Annotated in this window: 17 protein-coding genes and 1 tRNA gene; 11 read left to right on the top strand and 7 right to left on the bottom strand. The window is 67.3% G+C overall.

What is annotated here, in order from left to right; genetic code table 11:
- Window positions 1-11: 11 nt before the first annotated feature.
- The 3 genes from AU188_RS06720 to AU188_RS06710 are packed head-to-tail and all read left to right on the top strand — an operon-like array spanning window position 12 to window position 1,997.
- On the top strand, window positions 12-683 hold the full coding sequence (locus tag AU188_RS06720) for an HAD hydrolase-like protein (protein WP_059163045.1): 672 nt from the start codon (window positions 12-14) through the stop codon (window positions 681-683).
- The gene (locus AU188_RS06715) at window positions 676-1,170 is read left to right on the top strand and encodes a low molecular weight protein-tyrosine-phosphatase (protein ID WP_059162964.1); all 495 of its coding nucleotides are present in this window, start codon (window positions 676-678) and stop codon (window positions 1,168-1,170) included. The genes AU188_RS06720 and AU188_RS06715 overlap by 8 nt, the downstream gene beginning before the upstream one ends.
- Window positions 1,170-1,997, top strand: a complete 828-nt coding sequence (locus AU188_RS06710) for an SURF1 family cytochrome oxidase biogenesis protein (protein ID WP_059162963.1) — start codon at window positions 1,170-1,172, stop codon at window positions 1,995-1,997. The genes AU188_RS06715 and AU188_RS06710 overlap by 1 nt, the downstream gene beginning before the upstream one ends.
- Here the strand turns inward: AU188_RS06710 and AU188_RS06705 are convergent.
- Together AU188_RS06705 and AU188_RS25245 are read right to left on the bottom strand one after the other, a co-directional pair.
- Window positions 1,951-2,925, bottom strand: a complete 975-nt coding sequence (locus AU188_RS06705) for a cobalamin biosynthesis protein (protein WP_059162962.1) — start codon at window positions 2,923-2,925, stop codon at window positions 1,951-1,953. The two genes, AU188_RS06710 and AU188_RS06705, sit on opposite strands and share 47 nt — an antisense overlap.
- 56 nt (window positions 2,926-2,981) lie before the next feature.
- Complete coding sequence (locus AU188_RS25245) at window positions 2,982-3,290, bottom strand: hypothetical protein (RefSeq protein ID WP_156426598.1); 309 nt, start codon at window positions 3,288-3,290, stop codon at window positions 2,982-2,984.
- Window positions 3,291-3,454: 164 nt separating this feature from the next.
- Here AU188_RS25245 and AU188_RS06700 point away from each other — a divergent pair, with 164 nt between their 5' ends.
- Both AU188_RS06700 and AU188_RS06695 read left to right on the top strand, forming a co-directional pair.
- Window positions 3,455-4,129 (top strand): winged helix-turn-helix transcriptional regulator, encoded by a 675-nt coding sequence (locus AU188_RS06700; protein ID WP_059162961.1) that lies wholly within the window; start codon window positions 3,455-3,457, stop codon window positions 4,127-4,129.
- A gap of 104 nt (window positions 4,130-4,233) precedes the next feature.
- Window positions 4,234-4,941 carry a GAF and ANTAR domain-containing protein gene (locus AU188_RS06695; RefSeq protein ID WP_059162960.1) on the top strand — a complete coding sequence of 236 codons (708 nt, stop codon included), beginning with the start codon at window positions 4,234-4,236 and terminating at the stop codon, window positions 4,939-4,941.
- Window positions 4,942-4,977: 36 nt separating this feature from the next.
- Here the strand turns inward: AU188_RS06695 and AU188_RS25695 are convergent, their stop codons facing one another.
- From AU188_RS25695 to AU188_RS06670, 5 genes are all read right to left on the bottom strand, one after another.
- On the bottom strand, window positions 4,978-5,190 hold the full coding sequence (locus AU188_RS25695) for a hypothetical protein (protein WP_286137335.1): 213 nt from the start codon (window positions 5,188-5,190) through the stop codon (window positions 4,978-4,980).
- Between the two features lie 272 nt (window positions 5,191-5,462).
- Window positions 5,463-5,537: transfer RNA gene (locus AU188_RS06685), tRNA-Val, on the bottom strand.
- A gap of 45 nt (window positions 5,538-5,582) precedes the next feature.
- A complete protein-coding gene (locus AU188_RS06680) occupies window positions 5,583-6,047 on the bottom strand; it encodes a peroxiredoxin (protein ID WP_059162958.1) in 465 nt (154 codons plus the stop codon).
- Complete coding sequence (locus tag AU188_RS06675) at window positions 6,044-6,472, bottom strand: DUF3052 domain-containing protein (RefSeq protein WP_059162957.1); 429 nt, start codon at window positions 6,470-6,472, stop codon at window positions 6,044-6,046. The genes AU188_RS06680 and AU188_RS06675 overlap by 4 nt, the downstream gene beginning before the upstream one ends.
- A gap of 129 nt (window positions 6,473-6,601) precedes the next feature.
- Window positions 6,602-7,129, bottom strand: a complete 528-nt coding sequence (locus tag AU188_RS06670; protein WP_172799417.1) for an Rv2240c family protein — start codon at window positions 7,127-7,129, stop codon at window positions 6,602-6,604.
- A gap of 223 nt (window positions 7,130-7,352) precedes the next feature.
- Here AU188_RS06670 and aceE point away from each other — a divergent pair, with 223 nt between their 5' ends.
- From aceE to kasB, 6 genes are all read left to right on the top strand, one after another.
- Window positions 7,353-10,142, top strand: coding sequence for a pyruvate dehydrogenase (acetyl-transferring), homodimeric type (gene aceE, locus AU188_RS06665; protein ID WP_059163043.1), 2,790 nt, complete (start codon window positions 7,353-7,355; stop codon window positions 10,140-10,142).
- A gap of 56 nt (window positions 10,143-10,198) precedes the next feature.
- The gene (locus tag AU188_RS06660; protein WP_059162956.1) at window positions 10,199-11,509 is read left to right on the top strand and encodes a PucR family transcriptional regulator; all 1,311 of its coding nucleotides are present in this window, start codon (window positions 10,199-10,201) and stop codon (window positions 11,507-11,509) included.
- A gap of 118 nt (window positions 11,510-11,627) precedes the next feature.
- The gene (locus AU188_RS06655; RefSeq protein ID WP_172799416.1) at window positions 11,628-12,545 is read left to right on the top strand and encodes an ACP S-malonyltransferase; all 918 of its coding nucleotides are present in this window, start codon (window positions 11,628-11,630) and stop codon (window positions 12,543-12,545) included.
- Window positions 12,546-12,609: 64 nt separating this feature from the next.
- Window positions 12,610-12,912 carry a meromycolate extension acyl carrier protein AcpM gene (gene acpM, locus AU188_RS06650; RefSeq protein WP_059098849.1) on the top strand — a complete coding sequence of 101 codons (303 nt, stop codon included), beginning with the start codon at window positions 12,610-12,612 and terminating at the stop codon, window positions 12,910-12,912.
- A complete protein-coding gene (gene kasA, locus AU188_RS06645; protein WP_059162954.1) occupies window positions 12,909-14,159 on the top strand; it encodes a 3-oxoacyl-ACP synthase KasA in 1,251 nt (416 codons plus the stop codon). Before acpM ends, kasA begins: the two co-directional genes overlap by 4 nt.
- A 23-nt stretch (window positions 14,160-14,182) precedes the next feature.
- On the top strand, window positions 14,183-15,454 hold the full coding sequence (gene kasB / locus AU188_RS06640) for a 3-oxoacyl-ACP synthase KasB (protein ID WP_059162953.1): 1,272 nt from the start codon (window positions 14,183-14,185) through the stop codon (window positions 15,452-15,454).
- The last annotated feature ends 16 nt before the right edge of the window (window positions 15,455-15,470 follow it).

The raw sequence follows: 15,470 nt of genomic DNA, 5'->3' as shown, positions 1-15,470 counted from the left end.
CCGTGACCGACATGCTGGCCTCCACCGCTCTGGCGACCCGCCCCCAACTGGTGATCTTCGACCTCGACGGCACCCTGACCGACTCGGCGCAGGGAATCGTCTCGAGTTTCCGCCATGCGCTCGGGTCGGTCGGCGCCGCGGTACCCGACGGAGATCTGGCCACCATGATCGTCGGCCCGCCGATGCATCACACGCTGCGCCGTCTCGGACTCGGCGACCAGACCGACGCCGCCATCGCGGCGTACCGCGCGGACTACGTCGCCCGCGGCTGGGCGATGAACCGCGTCTTCGACGGCATTCCCGCGCTCCTCTGCGACCTGCGCGCGGCCGGCGTCCGGCTGGCGGTGGCCACCTCCAAGGCCGAGCCGACGGCACAGCGAATCCTCGCCCACTTCGGCCTCGCCGATTGTTTCGAGGTGATCGCCGGCGCCAGTGTCGACGGCTCGCGTGCGACCAAGGTCGACGTGGTCGCACATGCGCTCGCTCAACTGGGCGGTCTGCCCGAACGCAAACTGATGGTCGGCGACCGCTCCCACGACGTCGAGGGCGCCGCCGCGCACGGCATCGACACCGTGGTCGTCGGATGGGGTTACGGAACGGGCGATTTCGACGATCCCGCCGCCGCCCAAGGGGTGGCGCACGTCGCGACGGTGGCTGATCTCCGTGAGGTGCTCGGTGTCTGAACCGCTGCACGTGACGTTCATCTGCTCGGGAAACATCTGCCGGTCCCCGATGGCGGAGAAGATGTTCGCCCACCAGATAGGCGAACGCGGCCTGGGTCACGCCGTCCGGGTGTCCAGCGCCGGCACCGGCGGCTGGCACGCCGGTGAGCCCGCCGACCGCCGGGCCAGCCACGTGCTGCGTGAGCACGGCTATCCGACCGCCCACCGGGCCGCCCAGGTCGACGACGACCACATGTCCGCCGATCTGGTGATCGCACTGGGCCGCAACCACGTCCGGATACTCAAGGATCTGGGCGTGCCCACCGAACGGATCCGGATGCTTCGGTCGTTCGACCCGCGGTCGGGCGCCCACCCCCTCGACGTCGACGATCCGTACTACGGCGACCACGCCGACTTCGAGGCCGTCTTCACGGTCATCGAAGCGTCGTTGCCGGGTGTGCACGCCTGGGTCGACGAACATCTTGCCGGCCGGGGGCTTGCGAGCTGATGCGCCGGTGGACATTCTTGTTGCGGCCGTCATGGCTGGCGCTGTTCGTCGTGGTGGTCGCGTTCGCCTATCTGTGCTTCACCGTGCTCGCGCCGTGGCAGCTGGGCAAGAACACCAAGACCTCACGGGAGAACGCGCAGATCGCGAACTCGCTGAAGGCCGAGCCGGTTCCAGTGGAAACGCTTCTGCCGCAACAGGATTCCGCGGCACCCGATGCGCAGTGGCGCCGCGTCACCGCCAGCGGGCGCTACCTGCCGGAGGGCCAGGTACTCGCTCGGCTGCGAATGGTGGAGGGCGAACCGGCGTTCGAGGTATTGGTGCCCTTCGCCGTCGACGGCGGGCCGACCGTTCTCGTCGACCGCGGATACGTCCGGCCGGTGGAAGCCTCCGGGGTGCCCGAGATTCCGCCCGTGCCCGACGACACGGTGACCATCGCCGCGCGGTTACGCGACTCCGAGTCGGTGGCGCAGGGCAAGGAACCGTTCCGCCGGGACGGCATCCAACAGGTCTACTCGATCAACACCGAACAGATCTCGGCGATCACCGGGGTGCCGCTGGCCGGTTCGTATCTGCAGCTCGAGGCGGAGCAGCCGGGCGGGCTCGGCGCGATACCGCTGCCGCATCTGGACGCCGGACCGTTCCTGTCGTACGGAATCCAGTGGATAGCATTCGGCATCATCGCGCCGATCGGGTTGGGCTACTTCGTCTACGCCGAGGTGCGCCAGCGCAGGCGGGAGAAGGCCGCCCAGGAGGCGGCGCACGCTGCGCCCGACGCGCCGCTCACGGCGGAGGACAAGCTCGCCGACCGCTACGGCCGACGACGCTGAACGCCAGCGCCGCACCGGCAGCGGCGATTTGGACGGCCCGGGACAACCGCACCGCCCGCCGCAGATCGGCCACCCGCGGCGGTGGACCGTCGCCGAGTGTGGGTCGGATCTCCCGCCGGTCGGCGTACCGGGTAGGCCCGCCGATCCGCACCCCGAGCGCGCCGGCGAAGGCGGCTTCCGCCACGCCGGCGTTCGGGCTGGGATGACGGCCGGCGTCGCGCCGCCATGCGCGCAGCGCCGCCACGGGAGAGCCGCCGACAACGGGCGCGCACGCAGCCACCAGGACCGCGGTCGCACGCGCGGCCAGGTAGTTCGCGACGTCGTCGAAACGTGCTGCCGCCCAACCGAACCGCAGATAGCGAGCGGACCGGTGGCCGATCATCGCGTCGAGGGTGTTCGCGCCGCGGTAGATCAGCACCGCGGGTACGCCGCCGATGGCGGTCCAGAGCAGAGGTGCCACGTGCGCGTCCGAGGTGTTCTCGGCGACCGATTCCACCGCCGCCCGGGTGAGCCCGGCCTCGTCGAGCACCGACGGATCGCGGCCGCACAATGCCGGCAGCAGCCGTCGCGCAGCTGCGACGTCGCCACTGTCCAGGTGCCCGGCCATCCGGCTTCCGGCGCGGGAAAGCGAGGTCCCGCCCAGCGCGACGAACACCGTCGCCGCCGTCGTCATCGCGACCGGAACCGCGCCCCGGCGCCGGGCGGCGTGGTCTGCCGCCACCCCGAGCACCGCCAGCACGCCGAGCAGCGCGGCGGTGTGCAGCAATCCCGCCGTACGTGTGTCCGCGTACGTGCGACGCTCCAAAGCCGCTGCGGCGCTGCCGAAGACGGCCACCGGATGGCCGCGCCGCGGGTCACCGAACACGGCGTCGGCGACACAACCGGCTGCGATCCCCGCCACGCGTGCAGGTGAGGCCGGTGCAAACACCCCGCGAGCGTCTCACAAGGTGATTTGTTCGGATGTGTGAGGTCGGACCTTCGCCGCTAGTGACACACCCAGGCCGTGTCGATGCTGAATCGGTAGCACACCTGGGTGGGTTGGCCGGCGCTGCTGAACCAATGCTGCGACTGGGAACCGTCGTCAAGCGTGTACTTGCAGCTGTAGTAGCGGTCCCTGGGTTTGAACTGTCCTTGTGCCCGTTCGAACACCCCATCGGAACTGGCGCAATTCTGGGCGAGTTGGTCCTCAGTGGTCCGCGGTGGCCTGGCGTCAGCCTCCGATGCCGCGGAGAGTACTGCGCCGGCGGCAAGGGCGACGACTGCGGCAACTGACGGTATCGACCTGGCGCTCATCTTCATCTCCTCAGTTGGGATTGGGTCCTGAGATGAGCGTCGCCCGGCCGCCGTCGGCCAACCAGTAGCAAATCTGTACTGGACTGCTTGGACCCTGTACCGATGCCTGGCCGCGTGCCACCCTATATGAAGCGGATCCGTCCGCGAGGTGAGGAGCAGCGGAAATGTCGTCTTATGGCCAGTTCTGTCCCGTGGCCAAGGCCATGGAGTTGCTCGACGAACGGTGGACAATGCTGGTTGTCCGCGAATTACTCTCGGGGAGCACTCATTTCAACGATCTGCGCTGCGGAGTGCCCAGGATGTCGCCGACGTTGTTATCCAAGCGCCTGCAGACCCTGACGCGTGCCGGGGTCGTTCAGCGCATCGATGACGATGGCCACCCGTCCTACGTGCTCACGCAGTGCGGTCGCGAACTCATCGACGTGGTGACCGCCCTTGGCTCTTGGAGTCTGCGCTGGATCGGCGATCTCGGCGATCAGGACCTCGACCCACACCTGCTGATGTGGGACATCCGCCGCACCGTGCCTGCCGATCGATGGCCCGCGGGCCGCACGGTGGTGGCCTTCCGCCTCTCCGGCGTCGCGCCGAAGGCCGCGTCATGGTGGTTGATCGTCGCCGACGGCCGCGCCGACATCTGCGATTTCGATCCCGGCTACGACGTCGCCGCAATGATATCCACGAGTTTGCGTACGCTCACTCAGGTTTGGCGCGGCGACCTGGCGTGGTCATACGCCCTCCGCAACGGCTCGATCACCATCGACGGCCCGTCGCTGATCCGGCGTTCAATTCCGAACTGGATCGGGCAGTCGACACTGGCGACCGTACCTCGCCCGGCGTGACCCCGAGGCGGGTGCAGACCGGCATCGAAGCCCCGATCCCCCGCTCGGACAGACATTCTCCAAACGTCGATGTCGGGACCGTTGCCGTGGCCTACAGTCGGCCTGTGGCCACACAGCCACCCGTACAGGACCATCTCGCGCGGGTACTCGGCGACCTCGCAGTCGAGCTACAGGGTCAGTTGGATGCCGAGTCGACTCTGCGCGAAATCATTCGCAGTTCAGTGGATGTTGTGCCCGGTGCTCGATGGGGCGGCGTCTCGCTGATAGAGGCCGACAAAGTCGAATCGCGGGTCCCCACCGATCACATCGTGGCCGAGCTGGACGCATTGCAGTCCAAGTTCGATGAGGGTCCCTGCCTGAGTGCCCTGCGGGAACATCACACGGTCAAGATCGACAACATGGCAGCCGATGATCGCTGGCCACGGTTTGCAAAGGCGGCGACAGAACGGGGTGTCCGCAGCTTGTTGTCCTTCCGGCTCTTCGTCCGGCGTGGCAGCCTCGGAGCGCTCAACCTCTACGGCGGCGAAACCGACGTGTTCGATGATGACTCCGAGGCCATCGGGGAAGTGCTGGCTCAACACGCGTCCGTTGCGCTCGCCGCCGCCATTGCCGAATCACAGCTTCACCGAGCGATAGACAGCCGCGATGTCATCGGCCAGGCCAAAGGGCTTCTGATGCAACGTAACAACGTGGACGGGTTGCACGCGTTCCGGATGCTCACAAAGGCGTCACAAGAGACCAACGTCAAGCTCATCGATGTCGCTCGATGGCTGGTCGAAACCCACGAATCGGGACTCAAACGGTCTGAATAGCAGGGCGAGCGCTGCTCTTCGGCGGTTGTATGTGACCTAACGACGCCGTTCACTTCGAGCCGACTCGCGCTCGATCTCAGCCTGCTCACGCCGCGCACTTGCCCTGACCCGCTCGGCTTGTTGTTCGGCGCGGTCGAGGCGTTCGCGTTCCCGCTCCGCAGCGGTACCTTCGCGCTCGTCGGCAGACGTTTCGCGGTCATCCGCGACTCGCTCGCGTTCGTCGGCGATCTGATCTCGCTTGTCAGCCATACGATCTCGTTCGTCAGCAAGCCACTCGCGCTGCGCAACCGTGTCCTCACGCTGCGTGACCGCCAACTCACGGTCGTGGAGCCCGGCCTCGGCTGCTTCGCGATCAAACCCGCTCGGCACATCCGCCGAATCCTTCGAACCCATGACTGCTGCTGCCTTCGCTTACCTCTGAACGATCGCGGTTGGGTACGGAAGTCAGCGTACGCCGGGGGTTGTCCGTATGCCGCTGCCCGTTGGGACCCTGGGCACTTGGCGGTTCCGGCATGCCCCCGTGGTGGGCGCGGACGGTATCGAACCGCCGACCGCTGGTGTGTAAAACCAGAGCTCTACCACTGAGCTACGCGCCCTTGCAGGGCAAGCTACACGGCGATGACCTGCGACGGGAAATCAGCTCAGCCGGACCGCACCGCCGCCAGCGCGTCCGTCCACAGCGCCTGATCGCGGGCCTCGCCGGGCTGCTTCATCTCGGCGAACCGGACGATTCCGGTGCGATCCACGACGAACGTGCCGCGGTTGGCGATGCCAGCGTCCTCGTTGAACACCCCGTAGGCCGCCGCGACGGCCCCGTGCGGCCAGAAGTCGGACAACACGGGGAACGTGAAGCCGCTCTGCGTCGCCCACACCTTGTGGGTGGGCGGCGGCCCCACGGAGATGGCCAACGTCGCAATGTCGTCGTTCTCGTACTCGGGCAGCCGGTCGCGGATCTCGTCGAGCTCACCCTGACAGATGCCGGTGAACGCCAGCGGGAAGAACACCAAGAGCACGTTCTTCGTGCTCCGGAAGTCGCTGAGCGTGACGGGCTGACCGTTCTGGTCCTTGAGCGTGAAGTCGGGCGCCTCGGTACCAACCTCGATCACGAGCGTCTCCCCGCCGCCTTGCTCTTCGGTTGCACCAGCCGGCTGGCGATCCAGTCGCCGAGGTTCGCCGAGGAGGTCTGCATCAGCCCGGCCGTGGGAGCCGACTCGGCGATCTCGGCCGGTTGGACGTGGCCGGGCTGGCCCGTCTTCGGGGTGACCACCCAGATCACGCCGTCGTCGGCCAGCGGGGTGATGGCGTCCATCAGCGCATCCACCAGGTCCCCGTCGTCGTCGCGCCACCAGAGCAGCACCACGTCGATGACCTCGTCGGCGTCCTCGTCGAGCAGCTCGCTACCGCACGCCTCCTCGATGTCGGCTCGGATGTCGTCGTCGACGTCTTCGTCCCAGCCCAGTTCCTGTACAACCTGATCTTTTTGGATGCCCAGTCTGTGGGCGTAGTTCGGGGCGTCATCCGCCGCGACCACCGTCGGTCCTCCTTCAGCCGGCTCGGGCGCATGTTGCGCTCGGCATTGTCGTGGGGCCTGTCTTGGGCCCTATCGTCGCACGCCGGGGTCTGCCCGCACGTGCCTGGCGGCAAGGTTTGTCAATATCGGTCAGTATGCGGCGTCACAGAGGTTGAGCGCGGCGGTCTTGGTGTCGTTGAGCCGGGTGATCGCCGCGTTGAACTCATCGGGCCCGTAGTTACCGGCGATCGCGGTGGCCACGCCCCTGGCGGCGTCGACCCACCCGTTGAGCGCGTCCCTGAGTTCGGGGCTGAGCGCGTCGGAGATGCTGCGTGCGACCATGTCGGCGCTGTGGTTCAGGGCGTCGATCGCCGGGCCCGCCTTGGCCGGCACGTCGGCGGCGTTCTGGTTGAACGCATCGACGTACGCGTTGACCGCGGTGATCGCATCGACGCTGGTGGAACTGAGCGTCTCGCACGAGGAGTGGATCGCCTCCTTGGTGATGGAGGACTGTCGTTCCGACTCCCGGGCGCTGGAACTGGCGGCCGACTCCTCCAACGAAGCCGACACCGACGCCCGGTACACCGGCGCCTCGGCGGAGTCCACCTGCGCGGTGCCCTCGGTGACGCTGCTGCATCCCACGACGACCATGGCGGCGGTGGCCGAGATGCCGACCATCAGTGCGCCGATCTGCAGCGGTTTTTTCACCAGCGCACCGATCACCACGGCTGCAGACGTTACCGGTTCGGTCGTGCGATCGTCGGTTGGTTCCTCTCACCACCCCCACCTGCGCGGGTGGGGCAGGATGGGAGAAGGATGGAATCCGCCGCCCACGCGCAAGCGCAGAAAACATCTGCGTCGAGTGCGTGAGCACCTGAAACCGCCTACCAAGGAGCGGAAGTTGACCACCGAGTTCGTGCGCCAGGACCTGGCCCAAAACTCCTCCACCGCAGCTGAACACGACCGGGTGCGGGTGATCCGTGAGGGTGTCGCGTCGTATCTGCCCGATATCGATCCCGAAGAGACCAGCGAATGGCTGGAATCGTTCGACCAGCTGCTGGAACGGTCCGGGCCCGCACGGGCGCGCTACCTCATGCTGCGCTTGTTGGAGCGCTCCGGCGAACAGCGCGTGGCCATTCCGGCGCTGACGTCGACGGACTACGTGAACACGATCCCCACCGAGCTGGAACCGTGGTTCCCCGGCGACGAGGATGTCGAGCGTCGCTACCGAACCTGGATCCGGTGGAACGCCGCGATCATGGTGCACCGCGCGCAGCGGCCGGGAGTCGGTGTGGGCGGCCATATTTCGACGTACGCGTCGTCGGCAGCCCTGTATGAGGTCGGCTTCAACCACTTCTTCCGCGGCAAGTCGCATCCGGGCGGGGGCGACCAGGTGTTCATCCAGGGTCACGCGTCGCCGGGCATCTACGCGCGCGCATACCTGGAGGGCCGGCTGTCCGCCGAGCAACTCGACGGCTTCCGTCAGGAGCACAGCCACCCCGGCGGCGGGCTGCCGTCGTATCCGCATCCGCGGCTGATGCCCGACTTCTGGGAGTTCCCCACCGTCTCGATGGGGCTGGGCCCGATGAACGCCATCTATCAGGCCCGGTTCAACCACTATCTTCACGACCGCGGCATCAGGGACACCTCCGACCAGCACGTCTGGGCGTTCCTGGGCGACGGCGAGATGGACGAGCCCGAGAGCCGCGGCCTGGCACACGTCGCGGCGCTGGAGGCCCTGGACAACCTCACGTTCGTCGTCAACTGCAACCTGCAGCGCCTCGACGGGCCGGTGCGCGGCAACGGCAAGATCATCCAGGAACTCGAGTCGTTCTTCCGCGGCGCGGGCTGGAACGTCATCAAGGTGGTGTGGGGCCGCGAGTGGGACGCCCTGTTGCACGCCGACCGCGACGGCGCACTGGTCAACCTGATGAACACCACACCCGACGGCGATTACCAGACGTACCGGGCCAACGACGGCGCCTACGTGCGCGACCACTTCTTCGGCCGCGACCCCCGCACCAAGGCCCTGGTCGAGAAGATGTCGGACTCGGAGATCTGGAACCTCAAGCGAGGCGGACACGACTACCGCAAGGTCTACGCCGCCTACCGCGCCGCCGTCGAGCACAAGGGCCAGCCGACGGTGATCCTGGCCAAGACCATCAAGGGCTATTCGCTGGGCGCGCACTTCCAGGGCCGCAACGCCACCCATCAGATGAAAAAGCTTGCGCTGGAGGACCTCAAGTACTTCCGCGATGCGCAGCGCATCCCGATCAGCGACGCGCAGCTCGAGGAGAATCCGTACCTGCCGCCGTACTACCACCCCGGCCCGGAGGCACCGGAGATTCGCTACATGCTCGACCGCAGGCGTGCCCTCGGCGGGTTCCTGCCCGAGCGTCGCACCAAATCCAAGGCGCTCACCCTGCCCGGCCGCGACACCTACAAGGCGCTGAAGAAGGGTTCGGGCAAGCAGGAGGTGGCCACCACGATGGCCACGGTGCGGACGTTCAAGGAACTGTTGCGCGACAAGGAGATCGGCTGGCGAATCGTCCCCATCATCCCGGACGAGGCGCGCACGTTCGGCATGGACTCCTGGTTCCCCAACCTCAAGATCTACAACCGCAACGGCCAGCTCTACACCTCGGTCGACGCCGAACTGATGCTCGCCTACAAGGAAAGCGAAGTCGGCCAGATCCTGCACGAGGGCATCAACGAAGCCGGCTCCTCGGGCAGCTTCATCGCGGCCGGCACGGCGTACGCGACCCACAACGAACCGATGATCCCGGTCTACATCTTCTATTCGATGTTCGGGTTCCAGCGCACCGGCGACAACCTGTGGGCGGCCGCCGACCAGATGACGCGCGGATTCCTCCTCGGCGCCACCGCGGGACGCACCACGCTGGTCGGCGAGGGTCTGCAGCACGCCGACGGGCACTCGCTACTGCTGGCGGCGAGCAACCCCGCCGTCGTCGCCTACGACCCGGCGTTCGCGTACGAGATCGCCTACATCATCGAGAGCGGCCTGCACCGCATGTACGGCGAGAATCCAGAGAACGTCTACTTCTACATGACCATCTACAACGAGCCCTACGTTCAGCCCCCGGAACCGGAGGACCTCGACGTCGAGGGCCTGCTGCGCGGGATCTACCGCTACCGGCCGGCACCCGAGAAGCGGTCGAACGCGGCGCAGATCCTGGTGTCGGGGGTCGCCATGCCGTCGGCGCTGAAGGCCGCCGAGATGCTCGCCGACGAATGGGATGTCGCGGCCGACGTGTGGTCGGTGACCAGTTGGGGCGAACTGAACCGCGACGGCGTGGAGATCGAGAGACAACGGCTGCGCCATCCGGACCGGCCGGCGGGCACGCCCTACATCACCAAGACCCTGGCCGAGGCGCAGGGCCCGGTGATCGCGGTGTCGGACTGGATGCGCGGGGTGCCCGAGCAGATCCGGGCGTGGGTGCCGGGCACCTACATCACTCTGGGCACCGACGGATTCGGCTTCTCCGACACCCGGCCCGCCGCTCGGCGGTACTACAACACCGACGCCGAGTCGATCGCCGTGGCCGTGTTGGAGGGGTTGGCCCGCGACGGCAACATCGATCAGGCCGTCGCGGTCGAGGCGGCGGCCAAGTACGAGATCGATGACGTGATGGCGGCGCCCGAGCAGACCTCGGACCCTGGGGTCGCCTAGGCCACGGCCCCAGCGCGTTGGAGGGTTCCTCCATCTCAGTGGCGTAGCCTTTATGGATGCCCGACAACAGGTTCGTGCCGCCGAAGTCGACGGTCGAGGTTCTCGAGACCGTGCCCGACTCGGTGCTGCGCCGACTGCAGCAGTACTCGGGCCGGCTGGCCACCGAGGCGGTGCGGGCGATGGAAGAGCGGTTGCCGTTCTTCGCCGAACTGGAGGCATCGCAGCGCTCCAGCGTGCAGTTGGTCGTGCAGACCGCGGTGGTCAACTTCGTCGAGTGGATGCGTGACCCGCAGAGCAATGTCAGCTACACCGCCCAGGCCTTCGAAGTCGTCCCGCAGGATCTGCGGCGACGCATCGCACTGCGGCAGTCGGTCGAGATGGTCCGCATCACCATGGAGTTCTTCGAAGAGGTGGTGCCGCTGCTGGCCCGCTCGGAGGAGCAGCTGACCGCGCTGACCGCGGGCATCCTGAGATACAGCCGCGATCTCGCGTTCGCCGCCGCCAGCGCCTACGCCGATCAAGCCGAGGCACGCGGCGCGTGGGACACCAGGATGGAAGCCAACGTCGTCGATGCCGTGGTGCGCGGTGACACGGGCCCGGAGTTGCAGTCACAGGCCGCCGCGCTGAACTGGGATGCCACGGCGCCCGCCACGGTGATCGTCGGCCTGCCGCAGCCCGACCGGGTCGATCTGGCCAGCGACGACGTACACGACGTCGTGAAGCGCAACGGCCGCGCGGCGCTGTCGGACGTGCACGGCAACTGGCTGGTCGCGATCGTGTCGGGAGCGCTCTCCCCGACCGACCGGTTCCTGACCGAGATTCTGGCGGTGTTCGCCGACGGGCCGGTGGTGGTCGGTTCCACCGCCACGACGCTGGCGAACGCTCACCGCAGCGCGACCGAGGCCATTGCGGGCATGAACGCCGTGGCGGGCTGGAGCGGGGCGCCGCGGCCGGTGCCTGCGCGTGAACTCCTGCCGGAACGTGCGCTGCTGGGCGACGTGACGGCGATTGCGGCGTTGGAAACGGAGGTGATGCGGCCGCTGGCCGACGCCGGACCCGCGTTGACCGAGACGCTCGACGCCTATCTGGATTCCGGCGGCGCCATCGAGGCGTGCGCACGCAAATTGTTCGTTCATCCAAATACCGTCCGCTACCGGCTTCGGCGAATCGCCGACTTCACGGGCCGCGATCCCACCGTTCCGCGCGACGCCTACGTGCTGCGGGTGGCCGCAACGGTCGGTCGTCTCGGCCGCCAGCCATACCAAACGAGCACAGCAAACATGATCACTTCGCTGCGCCCAGCTCAGCCCGCGGAAGCGGTGGACATACAACAGCCGAGCAGCGAGATCGCGGGCGGATATCGGTAGCGTCGCATCACAGGCAGTTTTGTGGGGTCTCCACAAAAACATAAGACGAGGTTCATAATCTCTTACACCGCGCAAACCCGTCTTCACAGTGTTTTCTTAATTCGTGCCTCAAAAAAGCGTGCTTGCACTCCTCGCGCCCGGACAGGGCTCCCAGACACCCGGCATGCTCGCCGCGTGGCTGGAGCTGCCCGGTGCCGCCGAGCGGCTCGCAGCCTGGTCCGAGATCAGCGGGCTGGACCTGACCCGGCTGGGCACCACCGCGACCGCCGAGGAGATCACCGACACCGCGGTGACTCAGCCGCTCGTCGTGGCGGCCACTCTGCTGGCTCACGAGGAGCTGACCCGGCGCGGCCTGATCGCAGGGCGTGCAGACCAGGAAGTCGTCGTGGCGGGCCACTCAGTCGGTGAGATCGCCGCCTACGCGATCGCCGGCGTGCTGTCGGCCGACGACGCGGTCAAGCTGGCCGCCACCCGTGGTGCCGAGATGGCCAAGGCGTGCGCGGTCGAGCCGACCGGCATGGCCGCGGTGCTCGGCGGTGAGGAAGCCGACGTACTCGCCCGCCTGGAGGCGCTCGACCTGGTGCCCGCCAACCGCAACGCCGCGGGACAGATCGTCGCCGCCGGCGCGGTCGCCGCGCTGGACAAGCTCGTCGAGGATCCGCCGGAGAAGGCGCGGGTGCGAAAGCTGGCCACCGCGGGCGCTTTCCACACCCACTACATGGCCTCGGCGCTGGACGGGTACGCCGCCGCCGCCGAAGGTGTAACGATCTCCGAGCCCACCGCGAAGCTGTTGTCGAACGCCGACGGTCGGCCGGTAGCCTCGGCCACCGACGCCATGAGCAAGCTGGTGGCGCAGATGACCCGGCCGGTGCGCTGGGATCTGTGCACCGAGTCGATGCGCGAACTCGGTGTGACCGCGATCGTCGAGTTCCCGCCCGCCGGGACGCTCGCGGGCATCGCGAAAAGAGAACTTCGGGGGGTGCCGACGCACGCCGTCAAGTCCCCCGCTGATCTGGACGGGCTCTCGGAGCTTTAGCCAGTACAACCACATATCGAACGTCATTCCAACGAAGTAACAACCCCAATTAGAAGGAGCCATTGTGGCCGCCAGTCAGGATGAAATCATCGCCGGTCTCGCCGAGATCATCGAAGAGGTCACCGGTATCGAGCCTTCCGAGGTCACCCCGGAGAAGTCGTTCGTCGACGACCTGGACATCGACTCGCTGTCGATGGTCGAGATCGCCGTGCAGACCGAGGACAAGTACGGCGTGAAGATCCCCGACGAGGACCTCGCCGGTCTGCGCACCGTCGGTGACGTCGTCACCTACATCCAGAAGCTCGAGGAAGAGAACCCCGAAGCCGCCGCGGCCATCCGCGCGCAGATCGAAGCCGATCGCGCATGAGTAGACCTTCCACTGCTAACGGCGGTTTCCCCAACGTCGTCGTGACCGCCGTCACGGCGACCACGTCGATCGCGGCGGACATCGAGAGCACGTGGAAGGGGCTGCTGGCCGGCGAAAGCGGCATCCGCGTCCTCGAGGACGAGTTCGTCACCAAGTGGGACCTGCCGGTCCGCATCGGTGGGCACCTCGTCGACGCGATCGACGACCATATGACGCGACTGGACATGCGGCGGATGTCGTATGTCCAGCGCATGGCCAAGTACCTCAGTGGCCAGCTCTGGGAGACCGCGGGTACGCCTGAGGTCGATCCGGATCGCTTCGCCGTGGTCGTCGGCACCGGTCTGGGTGGCGGCGAGAAGATCGTCGAGACCTACGACGCGATGAACGAGGGCGGCCCCCGCAAGGTGTCGCCGCTCGCCGTGCAGATGATCATGCCGAACGGTGCGGCCGCGGTGATCGGTTTGCAGCTGGGCGCCAGGGCCGGGGTCATCACCCCGGTCTCGGCGTGTTCGTCGGGTTCGGAGGCCATCGCTCATGGCTGGCGCCAGATCGTGATGGGCGACGCGGATATCGCCGTCGTCGGCGGCGTCGAGGGCGGAATCGAGGCGCTGCCGATCGCGGCGTTCTCGATGATGCGCGCGATGTCGACCAACAACGAGGATCCCGCGGGTGCGTCCCGGCCGTTCGACAAGAACCGCGACGGGTTCGTCTTCGGCGAGGCCGGTGCGCTCATGGTCATCGAGACCGAGGAGCACGCCAAGGCCCGCGGCGCCAAGCCGTTGGCCCGCCTGCTGGGTGCGGGCATCACCTCCGATGCCTTCCACATGGTGGCGCCCGCGTCCGACGGCCTGCGTGCGGGCCAGGCGATGAAGCGTGCGATGGAGACCGCGGGCCTGGAGCCCAAGGACATCGACCACGTCAACGCCCACGCCACCGCGACCTCGATCGGCGACGTCGCCGAGGCCAATGCGATCCGGTCGGCCGGCGTCGAGCACGCGGCGGTCTACGCGCCGAAGTCGGCGCTCGGCCACTCCATCGGTGCGGTCGGCGCGCTGGAGTCGGCATTGACCGTGCTCTCGCTGCGTGACGGCGTCATCCCCCCGACGCTGAACTACGAGACCCCCGATCCTGAGATCGATCTCGATGTGGTCGCGGGCGAGCCTCGTTACGGCGACTTCCAGTACGCCATCAACAACTCGTTCGGCTTCGGTGGACACAATGTCGCCCTGGCCTTCGGGCGCTACTGAGCGGAAGGGACTTTCGGGCAGTAATGGCAGGGTTGACGCGTTCAACTCGGCTCTCTACGGGGGCCGGTTTCCCTAACGTGGTCGTCACGGGTATCGCCATGACGACCGCCCTGGCAACCAGCGCGGACGACACCTGGAAGAAGCTGCTGGACGGTCAGAGCGGCATCCGCAAGCTCGAGGATCCGTTCGTCGAAGAGTATGACCTGCCGGTTCGCATCGGCGGTCATCTCCTCGAGGACTTCGACCACGAGATGACGCGGGTGGAGCTGCGCCGATTGTCGTATCTGCAGAAGATGTCGACGGTGCTGGGCCGCCGGGTGTGGGAGAACGCCGGCACCCCCGAGGTGGATCCCAAGCGGCTGATGGTGTCGATCGGCACCGGCATGGGTTCCACCGAGGAGCTGGTGTTCAGCTATGACGGCATGCGTGCCAACGGGCTGAAAGCGGTTTCGCCGCTGGCCGTGCAGATGTACATGCCCAACGCCGCAGCCGCGGCGGTGGGACTGGAACGCAAGGCTCGCGCCGGGGTGGTCACTCCGGTGTCGGCCTGCGCGTCGGGGTCGGAGGGCATCGCGCACGCGTGGCGCAACATCGTGCTCGGCGAGGCCGACGTCGCGATCTGCGGTGGTGTGGAGACCAAGATCGAGGCGGTGCCGATCGCCGGCTTCGCCCAGATGCGAATCGTGTTGTCCACCACCAACGATGACCCGGCCGGTGCGTGCCGGCCGTTCGACAAGGACCGTAACGGGTTCGTCTTCGGCGAAGGCGGCGCCCTGATGGTCATCGAGATCGAAGAGCACGCCAAGGCCCGCGGCGCGAACATTCTCGCGCGGATCATGGGCGCCAGCATCACCTCGGACGGCTACCACATCGTGGCGCCCGATCCGAACGGTGAGCAGGCCGGTCACGCGATGACGCGTGCGATCGAACTCGCCGGCCTGCAGCCCACCGACATCGACCACGTCAACGCGCATGCCACCGGCACCAGCGTGGGCGACGTGGCCGAAGGCAAGGCGATCAACAACGCGATGGGCAGCCACCGGCCGGCGGTGTACGCGCCCAAGGCGGCGCTCGGCCACTCGGTCGGTGCGGTCGGCGCGGTGGAGTCCATCCTGACCGTGATGGCGTTGCGCGACGGCATCATTCCGCCGACGCTGAACCTGCGCAACCTGGATCCGGAGATCGATCTGGACGTGGTCGCCGGGGAGCCACGGTCGGGCAATTACCAATACGCGATCAACAACTCGTTCGGATTCGGTGGGCACAACGTCGCGCTCGCGTTCGGGAAGTACTGACACTCCCCGAAGGATC

It is taken from the genome of Mycobacterium sp. IS-3022 (assembly GCF_001500065.1).
Taxonomy (GTDB): Bacteria; Actinomycetota; Actinomycetes; order Mycobacteriales; family Mycobacteriaceae; genus Mycobacterium.
The sequence above is the reverse complement of the archived record's forward strand: the minus strand, read 5'-3'. Positions and strand labels throughout refer to the sequence as shown.